We start from the raw sequence: 17,497 nt of genomic DNA on the forward strand, positions 1-17,497 counted from the left end.
TCTAACCTTTCTATTTATTATGATCTTGTCCAAAATGAACTTGCCCTGCTGACTTATTTAAACGGTTCATGTATGCTTCACCTAAGCCATTTGCTTTAAATGCTTCAGCTAAAATGGATTTAACCTCTGGCTCATTGTCAAAATGACGTAAACCGGCAAATAATAAATGACTTGCACTCTTTACATCAGAGCCTAAACTATATGTTTCAACATTATCAGGCCAATTAATTTGATTTAAAATGCTATCAATTGCCATTACACCAACTTTAACATTTTGTTCACCAGCCCAGTGAACAGCCTCATTAAACATATTAGGATGATCAACAACGTAAACTTGGGCGTTAGGAGCATAATGTTTATATTTCATGCCTGGTGCCTTTGGAATTTCTTTACTATTTTTAACACGATGCAATTTAGCGGTATCTTCCACCGGTCCAATTACTTTAGCAATTTCTCCAGCAGTAACAGCTCCCGGTCTTAAAATTGCTGGATTTTTAGATGACATATCCAAAACGGTTGATTCAACACCCACGTCGGTATGTCCGTCGTCCAAAATACCAGCAATCTTACCCTTTAAATCATGATAAACATGCTGCGCAGTCGTTGGGCTTGGTTTTCCAGATGTATTAGCTGAAGGCCCAACAATCGGTGTATCAGCCTCTTCAATTAATCCTAAAGTAACTTTATTTCTAGGATTTCTAAAAGCAGCCGTCGTTAAACCACCTGTAACAACTTTTGATAGAACATTGGGTTTTAAATTAAAAATAATTGTTAAAGGTCCAGGCCAAAAAGTTTGAATTAATTTCTTAGCTTTATCAGATAACGGTTCAGCATACTTTTCAACCATCTTAATACTATCAACATGAACAATTAATGGATTGTCTGCTGGGCGTCCCTTTGCTTTAAACACGTTTTTAACAGCTGAAACATTAGTAGCATCCGCTCCTAATCCATAAACGGTTTCGGTTGGGAACGAAACTAATTTACCATCCTTGATATCTTGAGCAGCTTGTTTTAGTTCGCTCGATTTATATATTCTAGTTTCCAAAAAATAACCCCCTAATAGATAATTCGAACCATTCTCGGATGATTGGAAATATCATTTTTATTTTCAATTTTAGCCTTAGGTAAATATTGCTTAAAAATTTGATTAACTGAATAACGCTGTTTAAAACCAATCTCTAAGAAAATATTAGCATGCTTTTTTGTATATAATTGAACATCCTTCGCTAATTTTTGATAAATGGCTAACCCATTATTCTGAGCAAATAGTGCTAAATTCGGTTCATGATTTAAAACGCTTTGGTCCATATATTTAATTTCATTATGAGCAACGTATGGTGGATTAGATATTACAATATCAAAATCATAAACATTAATTTGATTAAATAAATCACTTTTAAGAAATTGAATATCCGCATGGTGCTTTTTAGCATTTTGTTCTGCAACATTCAATGCTGGTTGTGATATATCAGAAGCATACACACTCCATTGATTCCGCTTTAATTTTAAAGCAATTGCGATGGCGCCACTACCAGTTCCAATATCAATTACCTTCAGCGGACGGTTATCAAATGATTTCAATAGCCAATCCACTAATTCTTCTGTTTCCATTCGCGGAATTAAAACATGACGATTAACAAAAAAATCATAACCATAGAACGGTGCATGACCAATAATATATTGCGGTGGCTCACCATTTAGAAACCGCTTAATACCATCAAAATAAGTTCTTTTTTGATAATTAGACATAAACGTCCGATTGTGCATTAATAAATCTGTATTTGAAAAGTGAAATTGCTCACATAATAAATACCTTGCAACGTCAGGATCCAAATGATTAACTCGAATCAGATTAGCTGCTTTTTTTCTAGCCTGAAAAAAAGTAATTTGATTACTCATTGGTTAATTTATCTAATTTCTTAGCCTGATCAGATACGATTAATGCACTGATGATACCTTCTAAATCGCCATCCATCACTTTATCTAAATTATTAACAGTTAAACCGATTCGATGATCGGTAACCCTATTTTGAGGATAATTATAGGTTCTAATTCGTTCTGAACGATCACCCGTTCCAATGGCAGATTTACGTTCCTGGTCATATTTAGCATCAGAAGCTTGTTTATAATAATTATAAACCCTGGATTTTAAAACTTGCATTGCTTTAGCACGATTCTGTTGCTGTGAACGTTCATCCTGCATGGCAACTACAATTCCAGTCGGTAGATGAGTCATCCGAACGGCTGAAGAAGTCTTATTAACATGTTGTCCACCAGCTCCTGATGAACGATAAACATCAGTTTTAATATCTTTTGGATTAATTTTAATATTAACATCCTGCTGTTCTGGCATTACACCAACGGTAGCAGTTGAAGTTTGTAAACGGCCTGACGATTCAGTAATTGGGACTCTTTGAACACGATGGGCACCATTTTCATACTTCAATTTTGAATATACCTTTTTTCCACTAATCATGATATCAATTTCTTTGAATCCACCAACATCAGTTGGATTTTCATCAAGGACTTCAACTTTCCATCCCTGACTATCAGCATATTTGGTATACATATTAAAAAGATCAGCAGCAAACAGGCTTCCTTCATCACCTCCAGCTGCTCCCCTAATTTCCATAATGATATTTTTATCATCATTTGGATCTTTAGGAATTAACATCAATTTTAATTGATGCTCTAGCTGTTGTTTTTTATCAGTTAAACCGTTCAATTCATCCTTCACTAGGGATTCAAAATCACTGTCTAATTTTTCATGCAACATCTCATCGTCATCATTAATTTGTTTTACAACGTCTTTATATTTTTTATATTCAGCCACAATATCACGAATACTACCCTCTTCTTTGGATAGTTTAGTAAACTTAGGTGTGTCCGCAATCACTTCTGGATCACTAATTAATTCGTTTAATTCGTTATAACGATCCACAACTGAATCTAATTTATCAAATATTTTATCTAATTTACTCACGTTTACATCTCACTTTCCGATTAAATCATGTGGTGGATTAAAATAGTGCCTTCTACAAACTGGATAATAGGATTCATTACCACCAACTTGAATCTGTTCACCTTCATATACCGGTTTATGATCATGAAATCGTAAATTCATGATGGCCTTTCGATCACAGAACCAGCAAATGGTTTTCATTTCTTCAATTTTATCAGCATATAAAAGCAAATACTTAGAGCCCTCAAATAAATTATTTTGAAAGTCATTCTTTAAACCAAAAGTCATGACAGGAATATTCAACCCATCAACCACCTTGGCAAATTCTATGATTTGCTTTTTATTTAAAAATTGAGCTTCATCCACTAAAATACAATGAGCATTTGGATTGACCTTTTTAACTACCTTTAATACATCCGTCTGATCGTAAATTGGGTAAGCAGAACGGCTTAAACCAATCCTTGATGTAATTGTACCAGGTTTTTCTCTAGTGTCCTTAGCGCTTGTCATAATAATAACTGGTTTGCCTTGTTCTTCATAATTATGTGCTACCTTAATAATATCAATTGTTTTACCACTATTCATTGCTCCATAGCGAAAAAATAATTGAGCCATATTCAAATCATCCCTCCTGGAAACTCTATTTCTAATTATAGTCGATTTAAAATCGAATTTCGACATGTAAAGGAATGGTTTTAATAATATCTAAATGGAAACAAGCATGATTAGAACTATTCAGCTTAAATTATGGTAAAATTTTTTTGTTATCTTTGATATAATGTTCATTTAATGTAATGTTATTCTAACGGATGAAGGAGGAAATAGGATGTCATTTAGAAGTTCACTTGCAGAAGTTGCGGGTAAATCTTCATATTGGATTTTACACAATTTTTTTCATGGTGGTAGCTCCTTTCCAGGAAAAATCACCACTCAAATTGACCCAAAGGTATTAAAGCATTTAGGCGCTAATTACAGGGTTATCATCGTCACAGGAACCAATGGCAAAACATTAACAACAGCCATTACAACCCAGGTGTTAAAAAAGAAATTTAATCAAATCTTAACTAATCCGTCAGGCTCCAATATGGAACAGGGAATTGTAACCACCTTTTTAGAGGCTAAGAAGCCTAAGACTCAAAAACCAGTGGCAGTACTTGAAGTCGATGAAGCTAACGTTGTTAAGGTCACCAAATATATTAAACCCATTGCATTCGTTTTAACCAATATTTTTAGGGATCAAATGGATCGTTATGGTGAAATTTATACCACCTATAAAAAAATCATCAACGGAATTAAATTAGCACCGAAAGCAACCATTATTGCTAATGGCGATGCATCAATCTTTAATTCAGTTAAGCTTCCTAATCCTAAAATTTACTATGGATTTAAGAACCACGATGAATCACAAGATATGAAGGCAAAGCCAAATACTGACGGTGTCATTTGTCCAAACTGTCATAATATTTTGCATTATCATTATATTTCGTACAGTAATCTTGGTGATTATTTCTGCCCTCATTGTGGATATCATCGTCCCGAATTAAATTACCACCTAGATCAAATTGATCATTTAACCCCGACTTCATCCACGTTTGAAATTGACGGTCATCAATTAACAATCGATATTGGCGGAGTTTACAATATCTATAATGCGTTAGCTGCATATACAGTTGGTCGTTTTATGGGGGTTGAACCGGAAGCAATTCAACAAGCATTTCAAAGTAATGAACATGTCTTCGGTCGTCAGGAAGAGATTAATGTTAATGGTAAAAAAGTTACTATTATTTTAGTTAAAAATCCCGTTGGCCTAAATCAAGTCATTGATATGATATCAACTGATAAGGAACCATTTTCATTCATTGGATTATTAAATGCTAACTATGCTGATGGAATTGACACCAGCTGGATTTGGGATGGTGATTTTGAACGATTGCCACATATGAATATTAAGAAATACATTACTGGTGGTGAACGATACCGAGACATTACTTTCAGGTTGAAAGTTGCTGGGGTTAATGAAAATATCCATACGGTGCAACCAGATCTAGAAAAAGTCGTTGATGGTATTCCTAGTTTACCAACAAAACGTGTATACATCCTTGCCACTTACACTGCAATGTTACAAGTTAGAAAGCATCTTGCTGAAAAGGGATATATCAAAGGAGGCTTTTAAAATGAGTGCTAAATATTCACTTAGAATTGCCCATTTATATGGTGATTTAATGAACACATATGGTGATTTAGGTAACGTTTTAGTTTTAAAATATTATGGCAAACAAATGGGAGTTGACGTTTCGTCTAACGTCGTCAGTTTAGATAATGATTTTAAAGCATCCGATTATGATATGGCCGTCTTTGGTGGTGGTCAGGATTTTGAACAAACCATTGTCTCTAAAGATATTCAAACCAAAAAAGAAGAAATAAATAAGTTTATTCATGAAGGTAAACCAATGGTTGCTATATGTGGTGGATACCAATTAATTGGCAAATATTATATTGGTGCTAAAGGTGAAAAGATTCAAGGCACTGGTGCGTTAGATCACTATACTGGCCAACAAGAAAACCATCGATTTATTGGTAATATTGAAATTAAAAATAGTGAAAATGGTGAAGTTTACCATGGCTTTGAAAATCATCAGGGAATTACATTTTTGTCTAAAAATGAAAAACCACTTGGTGAAGTTATTAAAGGCCATGGTAACAACGGTGAAGATGGAACTGAAGGTGCCATTTATAAAAACACCTATTGCACGTACTTTCATGGACCAATTTTAGCCCGCAACGGACAAATTGCTAAGCACATGTTAATCAGTGCGCTCAAGCAAAAATATCCTGGCCAAGATTTTAGTCAACAAGCAAGTCTTAAAATTCCTGCAACGTTTTAAATTTAAAATATCAAAAGTTAAAAAGAGCATCCAGTTATGAATTTAACTGGATGCTTTTTTGCTGACTATTTTTATTTTTCATTTGCAAAAATTCTAACAATTTGATCCCGCAAAGGAATATACTTTTCATTCGGTGCCTTCGGATGAATTCGATTAGATAGGAAAATCATCGAACGATCATGTTGCCGATCAATAATAATGAATGTGCCAGTATAGCCACCCTGCCAGATATAATTTTCATTCTGATTCTTAATGACTCGCCAGCCCCATGAGCGGCCTAAATTGCCAGTGCTAGTATGGTCAATAAACAATTCATCAATCGTTTTTTTAGTCAAAATTGGATTTGCATTTGGATGGGCAATACTATGAACAAATTTTGCTAAATCATGAAGGGTACTAAACATCCCCGCCGAACCACAATCCGCTCCTAAGATTTGTGCTTTCGGATCATCAACGGTTCCTTGAACTAAACCATGGGACGTATATTGAGTCGGAACGCAACGTTTTTTATCGGTCGGGTTAAAAGAACTATCATTCATTTTCAACGGTTCAAAAACCATTTCTTTAATTAATTGTTGAATTGGTTTTTTCATAATTCGTTTAGCAATCAATCCCAAAAGAATAAAATTATAATCAGAATAGATGACCTTCCGATCAAAATAAGGTCCAACATGCAGGCCCAAAATTGCTTTTAACAGTTTTTTTGCAGGCAACTGATTACGATTAGGGATATAACCTTCGATATCAGAAGTATGGGTTAATAAATGTCTGACTAACACCTTCGGATATTTCCATTCTGGTAAATACTTACTAATTGAATCACCAGTTTTTAATTTTTGCTGTTGAATTAACTGAAGGATAACATTCGTGGTTCCTACCACCTTTGTTAATGACGCTAAATCATAAATTTGATTTGAATGTAATTTAATTTTCCTTGGGACTAATTCCTTATTACCAATTACTTCGGAATGAACCTGATCATGATCAATAATTGCATAAGTCGCCCCTGGAATAATGTGATTATCAACTAAACTATGCACTGCATTAATTGTTTTCTTAAATTTCAAAATTATCACCAGATTAAATTATTGAAAAACTAACGTTCATATCATCGGGATCTATGACAAATAGGAAGCCGTCTTCTTTAATATATTTATACTCATTATTTCCGTTTTCCAAATGGTTAGCAAGCTGAGTTAATTCTAGCGCCGTATTAAATTTAAAATTAATATAATCTAAGCCTAATACTTCCGTTTTTCTAGGACTCAGGTCATTCTTTTCAGTTAAAACAATTTGGCGGCGTTCATTTTCGGTTGTCAGAATAGCTGCTGTCTTATCATGATTAAAACATACTTTTAACCCTAATTGATCATGATAAAATTTAATTGATTTAGAAAGATTGGATACAAAAATATTAATCCAACCCAGGAACGCAGAACTTGGTAGTAATTTGCTCTTGGCATTAAAATCTTCTAAATAATCATTCAATTTGATTTTCTTAGCATTAATATCAAAAAGATTAATGTCCTTGACGTCTAAATCTGAATGAAATTTTTTAAATTCTAAAACAATGTGATTCCCTTCAGGGTCAATTAATTTCACAATATCATAATAACCATTCTGATAAATATCAGAAAGTTTAATTCCTAAATTATTAATATGAACTAAACATTTTTTAAAATCATCATTATCGGGTAAAACAATTGAAAATGATGCCATACCAGTCTCATTTTTAACTATTTCTGGATGCTGAACTCGACGCAAGCTAATCAATACTTTATTTGAAGAATCAATTCCTAAGTATGCCTCTCGTTCGGTCCTCTTTAACAAGGATAATCCAATTACTTTAGTATAAAAATCAATCATTTGGTTCAAATTGTCAATTCTTAAGGCAACCAATCCTACACTAGCATTTACTGGTATTTTATATTCCATGCATAGTCTCCCTTTAAAAATTTACTTATATTCTTATTTTATCATCTTAACGTCATTTATGTATAAAAAAAGAATAGTTAACCGCTAACTATCCCTTTATTTATTATGCATGACTGAATTGTGAATTATACATGTCAGCATAGAATCCATTCTTCTTCATTAATGATTTATGGGTTCCAGTTTCAATAATTGATCCATGATTCATCACAATAATCTTATCAGCATTTTGAATGGTCGATAATCGATGGGCAACAACAAAACTCGTTCGTCCCTGAATTAAACGATCCATTGCATTTTGAATCAACGTTTCTGTCTTAGTGTCAACGGAACTAGTTGCTTCATCTAAAATCAAAATTTCAGGATTAGAAATAAATGCACGGGCAATTGTAATTAATTGGCGTTGTCCTTGTGAAACGTTAGAAGCCTCTTCATTCAAAATTGTATGATACCCATCCGGTAGTTGTTTAATAAATTCATCGGCTTGAGCTTCTTTAGCAGCTTGATAAACATCATCAGGTGTCGCATTTAAATTTCCATATTTAATATTATCATAAATGCTTCCCGTAAATAACCAGCTGTCCTGTAGAACAATCGAAATATGACTTCTTAATTCTTTCATCGACATATTTCTAATATCCTTACCATCTAATTTAATCGAACCAGATTGAATATTATAAAAACGTTCCAATAAATTAATAATCGTACTTTTACCAGCACCGGTTGGACCAACAATGGCAACCGTTGAATGTGGTTTAACCTTTAAATTAAAATCTTTAATCAATGGGCGATCTGGTAGATATTTAAAGTCAACGTGTTGAAAATCAATCTTGCTATCATCCTTAATTGTCGGAATATTAGGATGAATGGGTTGCATTTCCGGTTCATCTAAAATATTAAAAATTCTTTCAGCAGATGCAATGGTTGATTGAATTGTACTGGTTAAGTTAGCCAATTGTGAAATTGGTTGGTTAAACATATTCGTATATTGCAAAAATGCTTGAACATTACCTAATGTAATTGTTCCGTTAATAACTTTAATTCCACCAATAATAGCTACGAAAACATAATCTAAGTTTTTAATAAAATTCATTAATGGAAACATGAAACTAGAAATAAATTCAGCCCGCCACGACATGTCATAATATTTTTGATTTTGTTTTTCGAAATCATCAATTTTATCCTGTTCACGATTAAACGTTTTAATGATGTTATGACCAGCAAAATCCTCTTCAACCTTACCATTAACAACCCCTAAATAGCGCTGACGTTTACTAAAGTATCGCTGTGAACGGGGTGCTAAAATGGCAACGACTAAAAGGATTAGTGGAATTGTTGATAAAGCAACCAATGTTAATTGCCAACTAACCGTTAACATCATGTACAAGACACCAATAAATGTAAAAACACTATTTATAAATTGATTTAAATTATTTTGCAACATTGTCGAAACGTTATCAATATCATTAATCGCACGTGACATAATATCACCATTAGAGTGATTATCATAATAAGCCATTGGTAATTTCTGCATCTTATCTTTTAAATCGCGTCGCAATTTATAGACTACATTTTGTGAAATGTTCGTCATAATAAGTTGTTGGGCAATTCCTGATAAAGCAGATAGTAAATAAATAACTGCCACTGTAATTAAGATATGAGAAATCATTGTAAAATCAATTGGAATTGACCCAAAATGAATTCCAGATTTTCTTTCAATAATGCCCTTTTTAATGCCATTATAAATTACGGTAGTAGCTTCCCCCAAAATTTTAGGAGCAACGGTTTGAAAAATAACTGACAATAAAGCAAATAGAACCACAAAAAGCATTCCAATTTTCCAAGGCTTTAAATAGCTTAATAATCGCCACGTTGAATGCCAAAAATTATTTGGTTTATTCTTTCTCTTCATCCTATTTTCCCTCCTTTTTCAATTGAGAGTTCAAAATAGATTGATAATAAGGATTATGATCCTTCAATTCTTGATTAGTTCCACGACCAACAATTTTACCATGGTCTAAAATGATAATCATATCAGCGTTAGCAATGGTTGAAACTCTTTGGGCAACAATTACTAAAACTGCTTTTTGAATTAATGAATCATGCCTTAACTTATCCCTTAATTTTGCATCGGTTTTAAAATCTAAGGCTGAGAACGAATCATCAAAAATGTAAATTGATGCTTTTTTAATAATGGTTCTAGCAATTGCTAACCGTTGCTTTTGTCCACCTGAGAAATTATCACCATTTTGATCAACTTTAGCACCTAGCCCACCGGCTTCTTTAACAAATTCACTAGCTTCAGCAAGATCTAAAGCATGCCAAATATCATCATCAGATGCATTTTCATTTCCCATTTTCATATTACTTCTTACCGTTCCAGTAAATAGAACTGCTTTTTGCTGGGTAATTGAAATATGTTGATGTAATTCAGACTGTGTCATTTTTTTGATGGGGGTACCATCAACATCGATTTCACCACTTGTAACATCATATAGCCGTGGAATTAAGTTAATTAAACTAGATTTTCCTGATCCAGTGCTACCAATAATAGCAACCGTTTGACCAGCTTTAGCATGAAAATTAATATTTTGCAGAGCCATCGGTTCATCATTTGAATACCTAAAATTAACATCCTTAAATTGTAATTCAGCATTGGAAAAATTTTGCTCTGCTGATTTCTGGGGATCAAGAATCGAATTATCAACGTCTAGAACATCTTTAATTCTGGATGCAGATGCGGCAGCCCTCGGAATGAAGACAAAAATCATTGCAAGCATCATAAAACTCATTAAAATTTGAGTTGAATAAGTCATGAAAGCAACTAGATTTCCAACAACTAATGTTGAATGAGAAATCATTTTACCACCAAACCAAACAATTCCGATGTTAGTACCATCAAGGATAAACGTCATAATAGGAAATAGTAGTGACACTAACATGAAAACTTTAATTCCTAATGAACGATAGCCTAAATTATTTTGATTAAACCTTTTTTGCTCATATGGATCACGATTAAAAGCTCTAATCACCCTTACACCGGTTAGCCCTTCTCTAAAAGTCAAATTAATCTTATCAGTTTGTTTTTGTAATTTTCTAAATAGCGGAACTGCATACCGCATGATTGCAACTACGATCACTGCTAAAATCAGCAATGCAACGAGAAAAACAATTGTTAACCGAGGACTCTTAGTATATGCAAGGAAGATTGCACCAATTAACATAATGGGCGCCATAAACATCATTCTTAATACACTGATCATTACGTATTGAATTTGAACAACATCATTCGTTGATCTAGTTATTAATGATGCATCACCAAATTGATCCAAATCCTGGTCAGCAAAGTATAAAACTTTTCTATACATAGCAGAACGAATTTTTCGACCCATTTTTTGTGACTGGGTAGCAGCAAAGAAAATATTACCGCCGGCAGCAATAATACCGATAAATGAAACTCCAAGCATTTTAATCCCCTGAGTCCAAATATAACTCAAGTTGCCCTTTGCAATTCCACTATCAATAATACTAGCTGTCATGGTTGGTAAATAAAGATCACAAGATACTTGAATAATTAAAAAAGCGACAGCTAAAACGACTGCCCACCAAACCAAATAACGTTTACAAAGACTTAGCATGACCTCACTTCACTTCCTATTTAGTTTAATATAAAAAAACGCCGTTGCTAAGATTAGCAACGACTTTCAATTCTAATTGATTGGGCATACTGGGTTCGAACCAGTACATTGCGGATCCAGGGTCCGCCGCCTTACCAATTTGGCGAATGCCCAATAACTAACGACAAATATTATTTTAACTTTTATTAATTCAACTGTCAATAAAAATGATAAGAATCAAGCCAAGTTGACATTCAGATGCTAATTCCCTATAATATTAAGAGTTAGATATCATTGTCCGTTGGTCAAACTGGTTTAAGACGTCGCCCTCTCAAGGCGGAGCTACGGGTTCGAGCCCCGTACGGACTATCAACAAGAATCAAAAAGCTTTCCTATAATAATTAGGAAAGCTTTTTTAATAGCTAATCGCAAATGAACCAGCTTTTTTCCACATTCGATTTAAATGAACCCGACTAATTAAATTAAAATTTCCGTTTCGTGGATCGTTATAAAAAAAGGTTCGATGATTAAATCCAATTAATACAATTGGACATTGATCTCCATTCAATAATGAAATCCACATTATAACGGGATGACATCTCAACAATTGATGGGTAATGCGTCTGAAAGTCTTTTTAGTTAAATCCTCAAAAGAACCGGTTTCATTGACGAAAATCTCAAATAAATCATTTGGTTTGAAATGAAGGTCAATGGGATGATTAATTTGATTTATCAATTGGTGATAAGACACTGGCGCTCCATAGTACTGAAAAACCATTCTAATGGCTGCTAAATCCTCATCCAAAAAACATTCTTGTTCCCGCTTAATTGGAACTACATCCAATCGACAGTAATTTCTTCTAAAAAGCTTATAATGAATCCAGCCTTTACTTTGATCAGTCGTCATCGTTTCAAAATGATACCAAACATGTTTTTTAAAAAAAGCAATCGAATCAATTTTAAATTCACGCTTAACAAGTTCTTTCGGAATCTTTCGCTTAGCTAATGGTTTCATTTTTAAATCTGGTAAATACCAGGCATCAATTGCTGATTTTTTTAATTTAACATAAAAAACAGGTGTTTTTTCACTTGCAATCGTATTCGATTTCATGTTTTCACCTCAGTGTATAAGGCATATTATAAGACAAATCGAATGTTTTAATCAATCCCCGTTATTTTCGCTTGCATAGTGTATCAATTCGATCATAAAATGCTTTTGCATCAACGCTAGTAACCATAGTCAAATCACGGCCTCGATCAGTAATAAATGTTCTACCCTGTTCCTTACCGGTTGTTTTAACGTCAGCTTTAATATGTTTATAATTAGCAATTTCTGGAAATGCACTTAATACCATTGTTAAATCATCCCATAGATAATAAGTAGCACCAAATGAATGCATTAATGCAAAACCACTGCCTAACAGTTCTAATGCAGGATATTTTCTACCCTTAGCCCAATGTTGTCTAACTTCATCAGTCAATGGAACTTGCTTAGTACTATCCAAGCTAACAATTGTAATTTTGATCTTAGTGTCAAAAACTGTTTTAACGGCTTCTGAATCCCAATAAGAATTCCATTCTTGGGTTCCATCAGCTTCCGGCTCCATGACATTTCCTTCATTATTCATGGATCCACCCATCCAATAAATTCGATCAATTTTATTTTCAATTGAAGGATCAACTTTTAAAGCACGGGCTAAATCACTCATGGGTCCAGTCATAACCATTGTAACTTTTCCATCAGCATGATTTAACTTATCAACAATATCTAAATGAGCAGGTTTTGATGCTAATTTTGCTTTTGGTTCGCCACCATTTTCATGTAACATTGGCATATCATCAAATGAAAATGATCCTAATCGCCACTCCTTAGGGAATTCGTGCATTGGCCTTGAATTAGACTTAGCAACTGATAAATCTTTGTTCTTAGAAAATAGATCAACAATTCTTCTTGAAGCGTCAACCGCTGGTGTAACGTATGAATCAGCACCCATAGCACCAACCCCTAAAACGTTAACATCGTTCATTTTCATTAATAACAATAAGGAAGTTAAATCATCAACATTACCATCATGACTGTAGTAAACATTATGCATTAAAAAAGACTCCTTTAAATATTTATTATTTGTATTATATCACTAATCATTGTTAAATCATTGCATGATAATAATTTCATTTCAAAAATAAGTATGTTATTATGTTTTATGTATTATTATTAATTTTGGGGTCGTTAAGGATTCGACTGGTATAGTTCGAGCCTGAATTGCGTTCCGTAGCAACGCTACGTAAAAAACGATTCAGTTTTTAACTGCAAATAATAATAATTCTTACGCTGTAGCTGCTTAAATAAAGTTAGCTCTGCGTGATCCGCTCAGCTTGGCCTAGAAGCTGGATACGGGTTTTATATATTATAGGATACGCTAGTCACTCCGACCTGAAGTAACTAGAAGAGATCAATCAGGATAGTCAGCCAATGAAAACCTTGAGATGCGGTGTTTTTGGTTGGCGAATTTCTAAATAGTATCGCTATGAGCGTAGAGACTCGGGTGGCGATATGCTAGGACGCGGGTTCGACTCCCGCCGACTCCATAAATAAAAGCAACTGGTGATTTAATTACCAGTTGCTTTTTTAATTTAAAAATGGTTCGACAACTTTCATACAATAGTTCCATAATTTTAATTCATTTTCTTCAGAATAGTGCCGCTTGGGTGAATCAATCATTTTTCTTTTATTATTAAAATATTTTCCAGAAACACCCTTAATTTGATTGGAAGTTGCCAAGTAAAAATTAGTTGAAGCCCCTTGTTCTGGCGAAGACATCAAATGTGATTTTAAGGCAACCTTATAAATTAAATTGTTCCAAAAACCATTATCACTATTTTGGCCAAAATTAGTGGCAACCGCTCCCGGATGAGAAACATTTACAGTAACATTATGAACGTTTTGATTTTTTAATAGTTTAGCTAAATGTTGAGTATTCCAAATCACAAATAATTTACTGATTCCATAACGTTTTTGACCAGACGGTTCGTTCTTAAAATTCAAATCATTCATATCAGGATTTACCATGTTAGCAGTTGAAGATGCCATATTAATAACCCTGCCGTCCGTACTTTTCTTAAGGTTAGGCAATAATAACTGGGTTAAGAAGAACGGTGCAACCACGTTCCCACGTTCAATTGCATCGTCAATTCGATTCCATCACTAGTTTCCTTCCTTTGGTCATTCAATACTGCACCGGCGTTATTAATTAAAACGTCCAAGTGATCATATCTAGAATTGAATTCAGTTACCATTTGTTTAATTGATGGTAACGATAGTAAATCAGCAATTAAATAATGGATGTTCTGATTATGACTTTTATCTTTAATTTGTTCTACAATGTGTTCTGCTTTGTTTTCATTTCGACCGTGAATAATAACATTATACCCGTTTTGAGCTAATTCCAATGCGGCTGTTTTGCCAATCCCACTAGTTGCTCCTGTAATTAAAATTGTTTTCATTATTTATTCTCTCCCTTTTATAACTGAACAGTTAGTCTTTAATAATTAAAAATATAAATGCTACTTTTTAATAGCATTTATTACCATCGTACTTACTTGATTAATCCGATCATTTCCAAGTTTGTGGTTCCTTTCGACAATCAATAATGGAATCGAAAAGAACACATCTAAAATTTCTTGTGGAGCATCTACATATTCATTTGAATCATGAATTTTTTGAAACAAATGAATCAGTGTTGGATTAAGCTGTTGATCAAAATTGATGGCTTTTTGATCCAATAATTTTTTATTGTTCCAAAGAACTTGAACAAAATTAAATTCCTTTGGATATTTTTGATATTGATTAATACTAAAATTAATTACTTTCTTCATTTGTAGATCAATCGAATCATTATCGTTAATAACTTTATCAACGCCTCTTTGTAACTTACTCTTCACCTCTTCATATAGGCGACTCAATAGATCTTTTTTATCATGATAATGAAGATAAATGGTAGCAGGACTAACGCCGGCATTTTTAGCAATTTTAGCCGTTGTCATGTTAAAAATGCCGTAGTTCTCACATGAATCAATAACTGATTTTTTAATTGCATTTAATTTATTAAGATTTGTTTTTCGCATATCTATTATAATAACTAACTATTCAGTTATTATCAAGTAAAAACATAAATAATGATCATAATTTATGTTAAATATGATTTAATAACTTTAGGTCTAATCATAAAAGCTGCAAATATAATTAGAAAAATATAAAACACAATAACACCAGTCGAATTAGAATCAATCGTCGTATATGTTACACCAGCTAAGAAATCATAAATAATATGACTTAATATTGGAAAAATAATATTTCTGGTTCTTAAATAAACCGTTGACATGACGATCCCAAATATTAATGCATTTAGTGCTTGAAAAGAAGTAGAACTTATATTCTGCGAATTAATTATATTTAAAGAATGAATTAATCCAAATAAAAAACTACTAAAAAGTATTGAAATCAAAATTCCCTTATAGTTCTTTTTAAACTTATTTAAAAATGCTTTAAAAATAACTCCTCTAAAAACATATTCTTCAAAAATACCAGGTCCGATAGAAAAACAAATGCTATCAGCTAATGGTTGACTTAAATCACTCAATCTAAACCCATAAAAATTAACAATTAATAAAAAAAGTATAATTAAATATGAAGAAATTTGTTTATAAAATGGAATATTATGAAATCCAATTTCTATCTTTTGTTTCAGCCAATATTTATTCATTAACATAACTAAAATTAGTGAAATTATATATCTTATTCCAACCGATAAATATTCATTTTTAGGGAATAAATAATATGATATTAAAGCAGAAGCAAACAAAATGATTAATTCTAAAATATAAAAAGAGAAAATACTAACATATGAGTTTCTTTTAATTTAAATCATATCCTTATATTAAGATTTAAATATATTATAATAATATATACTTATTTAAATCAATAGTTTCTTTTAATGAATAAATCACTTACTTATAATTTAATTAGAAAGAAGTGGTCAAAATTTCAACAGTAATTTTAATCAGAGGTAATTCAGGTAGTGGTAAAACGACAGTCGCTAACCAATTACATCGTATTCTTGGTAGTGGCACCCTACTAGTTTCCCAAGATTATATCAGAAGACAAATGTTAATGGTAAAAGATAAACCAAATAACTTAGAAATTGGATTGATTGAGACAATTATTGATTATGGAATTAAACATTGCAGATTTATTATCATTGAAGGCATTCTGCCAAGTCAAAAATACGGAAAAATGTTAAAACAAGTTTTAAAGCAATCTAAAAGAATAGTTTCTTATTACTATGATTTATCATTTGATGAAACATTAAAAAGAAACCACACTAAAGTAGCTAAAAATTTTTCTAAAGAACAAATGCAATCATGGTTTATTCCAAAAAATTTTCTTGGTATTAGAGGAGAAAAGGCCATCAATAAAAATGTAACCCAAAGAAAAATGATTCAAATTATTTTAAACGATATCAAATTATAATTTTACTGTTATTTTAAAATTTCATTAATTTCTTTATATTTTTCATTCCACTGGTTATCTTCCACTCTCACACACTCATCATTCTTCAAATAACCTAGAATGTTCTTCTTATCGGCTCGATTTAAAAATAAATAGGATTGTGGTGCACTAAAGTTTTTGAAATGACTAAAAAGATAATTTTTTGAAATTTTCTTCAAACTAATTGCTTTTAAAATGGGAATGATAACGCCCTGATTCTTTTTGATGAAATACTGATACGTTTCTTGATAATTATCATTCTGAATTTTCTGACCAATTCGAGCCATTAACTTAGCCTCCCCGATGATTGGTTGCCCACATTTAATAAACAATTCAATCCCACCATGTTTACCAGTCGTATACACAAACGCCTGAAATGGATGTTTAAAGAATGATTTGCGGTATTCAATCACTTTAGTACCATTTTCAATTTGTTTTACGTACGGCGGATGAAGTGAAATTAATAGTGTTTTACGAAGTGGATCAATGAATGTTTTAATTTTCAACATTTAAGTTTTCCCCCTTTTTATTTAAAATACCGATATATAGC

Annotated in this window: 18 protein-coding genes, 2 tRNA genes and 1 other RNA gene; 5 read left to right on the forward strand and 16 right to left on the reverse strand. The window is 32.5% G+C overall.

Going from position 1 to position 17,497, the window contains the following annotated elements; translation table 11 throughout:
- Positions 1 to 10 precede the first annotated feature (10 nt).
- The 4 genes from WR164_RS05555 to WR164_RS05570 are packed head-to-tail and all read right to left on the reverse strand — an operon-like array spanning position 11 to position 3,580.
- Positions 11 to 1,048 (reverse strand): L-threonylcarbamoyladenylate synthase, encoded by a 1,038-nt coding sequence (locus WR164_RS05555; RefSeq protein WP_286136543.1) that lies wholly within the window; start codon positions 1,046 to 1,048, stop codon positions 11 to 13.
- Positions 1,049 to 1,059: 11 nt separating this feature from the next.
- Positions 1,060 to 1,902, reverse strand: a complete 843-nt coding sequence (gene prmC, locus WR164_RS05560) for a peptide chain release factor N(5)-glutamine methyltransferase (protein WP_286136544.1) — start codon at positions 1,900 to 1,902, stop codon at positions 1,060 to 1,062.
- A complete protein-coding gene (gene prfA / locus WR164_RS05565) occupies positions 1,895 to 2,986 on the reverse strand; it encodes a peptide chain release factor 1 (protein WP_286136545.1) in 1,092 nt (363 codons plus the stop codon). The genes prmC and prfA overlap by 8 nt, the downstream gene beginning before the upstream one ends.
- A 9-nt stretch (positions 2,987 to 2,995) precedes the next feature.
- A complete protein-coding gene (locus WR164_RS05570) occupies positions 2,996 to 3,580 on the reverse strand; it encodes a thymidine kinase (RefSeq protein WP_286136546.1) in 585 nt (194 codons plus the stop codon).
- Positions 3,581 to 3,791: 211 nt separating this feature from the next.
- On the opposite strand from WR164_RS05570, the gene WR164_RS05575 reads away from it, so the two are divergent.
- Together WR164_RS05575 and WR164_RS05580 are read left to right on the forward strand one after the other, a co-directional pair.
- The gene (locus tag WR164_RS05575) at positions 3,792 to 5,138 is read left to right on the forward strand and encodes a Mur ligase family protein (protein WP_286136547.1); all 1,347 of its coding nucleotides are present in this window, start codon (positions 3,792 to 3,794) and stop codon (positions 5,136 to 5,138) included.
- Between the two features lies 1 nt (position 5,139).
- Positions 5,140 to 5,850, forward strand: a complete 711-nt coding sequence (locus tag WR164_RS05580) for a type 1 glutamine amidotransferase (RefSeq protein ID WP_286136548.1) — start codon at positions 5,140 to 5,142, stop codon at positions 5,848 to 5,850.
- Positions 5,851 to 5,921: 71 nt separating this feature from the next.
- On the opposite strand, the gene WR164_RS05585 is transcribed toward WR164_RS05580, so the two are convergent.
- The 5 genes from WR164_RS05585 to WR164_RS05605 form a co-directional block, all read right to left on the reverse strand.
- The gene (locus WR164_RS05585) at positions 5,922 to 6,917 is read right to left on the reverse strand and encodes a serine hydrolase domain-containing protein (protein ID WP_286136549.1); all 996 of its coding nucleotides are present in this window, start codon (positions 6,915 to 6,917) and stop codon (positions 5,922 to 5,924) included.
- Between the two features lie 13 nt (positions 6,918 to 6,930).
- Positions 6,931 to 7,785, reverse strand: a complete 855-nt coding sequence (locus WR164_RS05590) for a VOC family protein (RefSeq protein ID WP_286136550.1) — start codon at positions 7,783 to 7,785, stop codon at positions 6,931 to 6,933.
- Positions 7,786 to 7,888: 103 nt separating this feature from the next.
- Positions 7,889 to 9,694 (reverse strand): ABC transporter ATP-binding protein, encoded by a 1,806-nt coding sequence (locus WR164_RS05595; RefSeq protein WP_286136551.1) that lies wholly within the window; start codon positions 9,692 to 9,694, stop codon positions 7,889 to 7,891.
- A gap of 1 nt (position 9,695) precedes the next feature.
- Positions 9,696 to 11,420, reverse strand: a complete 1,725-nt coding sequence (locus WR164_RS05600) for an ABC transporter ATP-binding protein (protein ID WP_286136552.1) — start codon at positions 11,418 to 11,420, stop codon at positions 9,696 to 9,698.
- Positions 11,421 to 11,500: 80 nt separating this feature from the next.
- A tRNA-Gln gene (locus WR164_RS05605) sits at positions 11,501 to 11,573 on the reverse strand.
- A gap of 122 nt (positions 11,574 to 11,695) precedes the next feature.
- Here WR164_RS05605 and WR164_RS05610 point away from each other — a divergent pair.
- A tRNA-Glu gene (locus tag WR164_RS05610) sits at positions 11,696 to 11,768 on the forward strand.
- A 46-nt stretch (positions 11,769 to 11,814) separates the two neighbouring features.
- Here the strand turns inward: WR164_RS05610 and WR164_RS05615 are convergent.
- Together WR164_RS05615 and WR164_RS05620 are read right to left on the reverse strand one after the other, a co-directional pair.
- Positions 11,815 to 12,510, reverse strand: coding sequence for a hypothetical protein (locus WR164_RS05615; RefSeq protein WP_286136553.1), 696 nt, complete (start codon positions 12,508 to 12,510; stop codon positions 11,815 to 11,817).
- Positions 12,511 to 12,571: 61 nt separating this feature from the next.
- Entirely contained in the window at positions 12,572 to 13,495 is a 924-nt protein-coding gene (locus WR164_RS05620) for a nucleoside hydrolase (RefSeq protein ID WP_286136555.1), read from the reverse strand.
- 127 nt (positions 13,496 to 13,622) lie between these two features.
- Here WR164_RS05620 and ssrA point away from each other — a divergent pair.
- Positions 13,623 to 13,991: a transfer-messenger RNA gene (gene ssrA, locus WR164_RS05625) on the forward strand.
- 37 nt (positions 13,992 to 14,028) lie between these two features.
- On the opposite strand, the gene WR164_RS05630 is transcribed toward ssrA, so the two are convergent.
- The 4 genes from WR164_RS05630 to WR164_RS05645 form a co-directional block, all read right to left on the reverse strand.
- Positions 14,029 to 14,565 carry an SDR family NAD(P)-dependent oxidoreductase gene (locus WR164_RS05630; protein ID WP_286136556.1) on the reverse strand — a complete coding sequence of 179 codons (537 nt, stop codon included), beginning with the start codon at positions 14,563 to 14,565 and terminating at the stop codon, positions 14,029 to 14,031.
- Entirely contained in the window at positions 14,544 to 14,903 is a 360-nt protein-coding gene (locus tag WR164_RS05635) for an SDR family NAD(P)-dependent oxidoreductase (protein ID WP_286136557.1), read from the reverse strand. The genes WR164_RS05630 and WR164_RS05635 overlap by 22 nt, the downstream gene beginning before the upstream one ends.
- A gap of 60 nt (positions 14,904 to 14,963) precedes the next feature.
- A complete protein-coding gene (locus WR164_RS05640; protein ID WP_286136558.1) occupies positions 14,964 to 15,524 on the reverse strand; it encodes a TetR/AcrR family transcriptional regulator in 561 nt (186 codons plus the stop codon).
- 62 nt (positions 15,525 to 15,586) lie between these two features.
- Entirely contained in the window at positions 15,587 to 16,039 is a 453-nt protein-coding gene (locus WR164_RS05645; RefSeq protein ID WP_286136559.1) for a CPBP family intramembrane glutamic endopeptidase, read from the reverse strand.
- A gap of 392 nt (positions 16,040 to 16,431) precedes the next feature.
- On the opposite strand from WR164_RS05645, the gene WR164_RS05650 reads away from it, so the two are divergent.
- Positions 16,432 to 16,929, forward strand: a complete 498-nt coding sequence (locus WR164_RS05650) for an AAA family ATPase (RefSeq protein ID WP_286136560.1) — start codon at positions 16,432 to 16,434, stop codon at positions 16,927 to 16,929.
- 8 nt (positions 16,930 to 16,937) lie between these two features.
- Here WR164_RS05650 and WR164_RS05655 read toward each other — a convergent pair whose 3' ends face one another.
- Entirely contained in the window at positions 16,938 to 17,456 is a 519-nt protein-coding gene (locus WR164_RS05655) for a hypothetical protein (RefSeq protein ID WP_286136561.1), read from the reverse strand.
- Positions 17,457 to 17,497 lie beyond the last annotated feature (41 nt).

Origin of the sequence: Philodulcilactobacillus myokonensis (assembly GCF_027923585.1) — a bacterium.
GTDB lineage: Bacteria > Bacillota > Bacilli > Lactobacillales > Lactobacillaceae > Philodulcilactobacillus > Philodulcilactobacillus myokonensis.

Excerpts from the sequence above, each read along its gene's own strand:
- prmC (WP_286136544.1), bottom strand. The coding sequence starts at position 1,902 with ATGAGTAATCAAATTACTTTTTTTCAGGCTAGAAAAAAAGCAGCTAAT.
- WR164_RS05570 (WP_286136546.1), bottom strand. The coding sequence starts at position 3,580 with ATGGCTCAATTATTTTTTCGCTATGGAGCAATGAATAGTGGTAAAACA.
- WR164_RS05575 (WP_286136547.1), top strand. The coding sequence starts at position 3,792 with ATGTCATTTAGAAGTTCACTTGCAGAAGTTGCGGGTAAATCTTCATAT.
- WR164_RS05580 (WP_286136548.1), top strand. The coding sequence starts at position 5,140 with ATGAGTGCTAAATATTCACTTAGAATTGCCCATTTATATGGTGATTTA.
- WR164_RS05590 (WP_286136550.1), bottom strand. The coding sequence starts at position 7,785 with ATGGAATATAAAATACCAGTAAATGCTAGTGTAGGATTGGTTGCCTTA.
- WR164_RS05595 (WP_286136551.1), bottom strand. The coding sequence starts at position 9,694 with ATGAAGAGAAAGAATAAACCAAATAATTTTTGGCATTCAACGTGGCGA.
- WR164_RS05600 (WP_286136552.1), bottom strand. The coding sequence starts at position 11,420 with ATGCTAAGTCTTTGTAAACGTTATTTGGTTTGGTGGGCAGTCGTTTTA.
- WR164_RS05615 (WP_286136553.1), bottom strand. The coding sequence starts at position 12,510 with ATGAAATCGAATACGATTGCAAGTGAAAAAACACCTGTTTTTTATGTT.
- WR164_RS05620 (WP_286136555.1), bottom strand. The coding sequence starts at position 13,495 with ATGCATAATGTTTACTACAGTCATGATGGTAATGTTGATGATTTAACT.
- WR164_RS05635 (WP_286136557.1), bottom strand. The coding sequence starts at position 14,903 with ATGAAAACAATTTTAATTACAGGAGCAACTAGTGGGATTGGCAAAACA.
- WR164_RS05640 (WP_286136558.1), bottom strand. The coding sequence starts at position 15,524 with ATGCGAAAAACAAATCTTAATAAATTAAATGCAATTAAAAAATCAGTT.
- WR164_RS05655 (WP_286136561.1), bottom strand. The coding sequence starts at position 17,456 with ATGTTGAAAATTAAAACATTCATTGATCCACTTCGTAAAACACTATTA.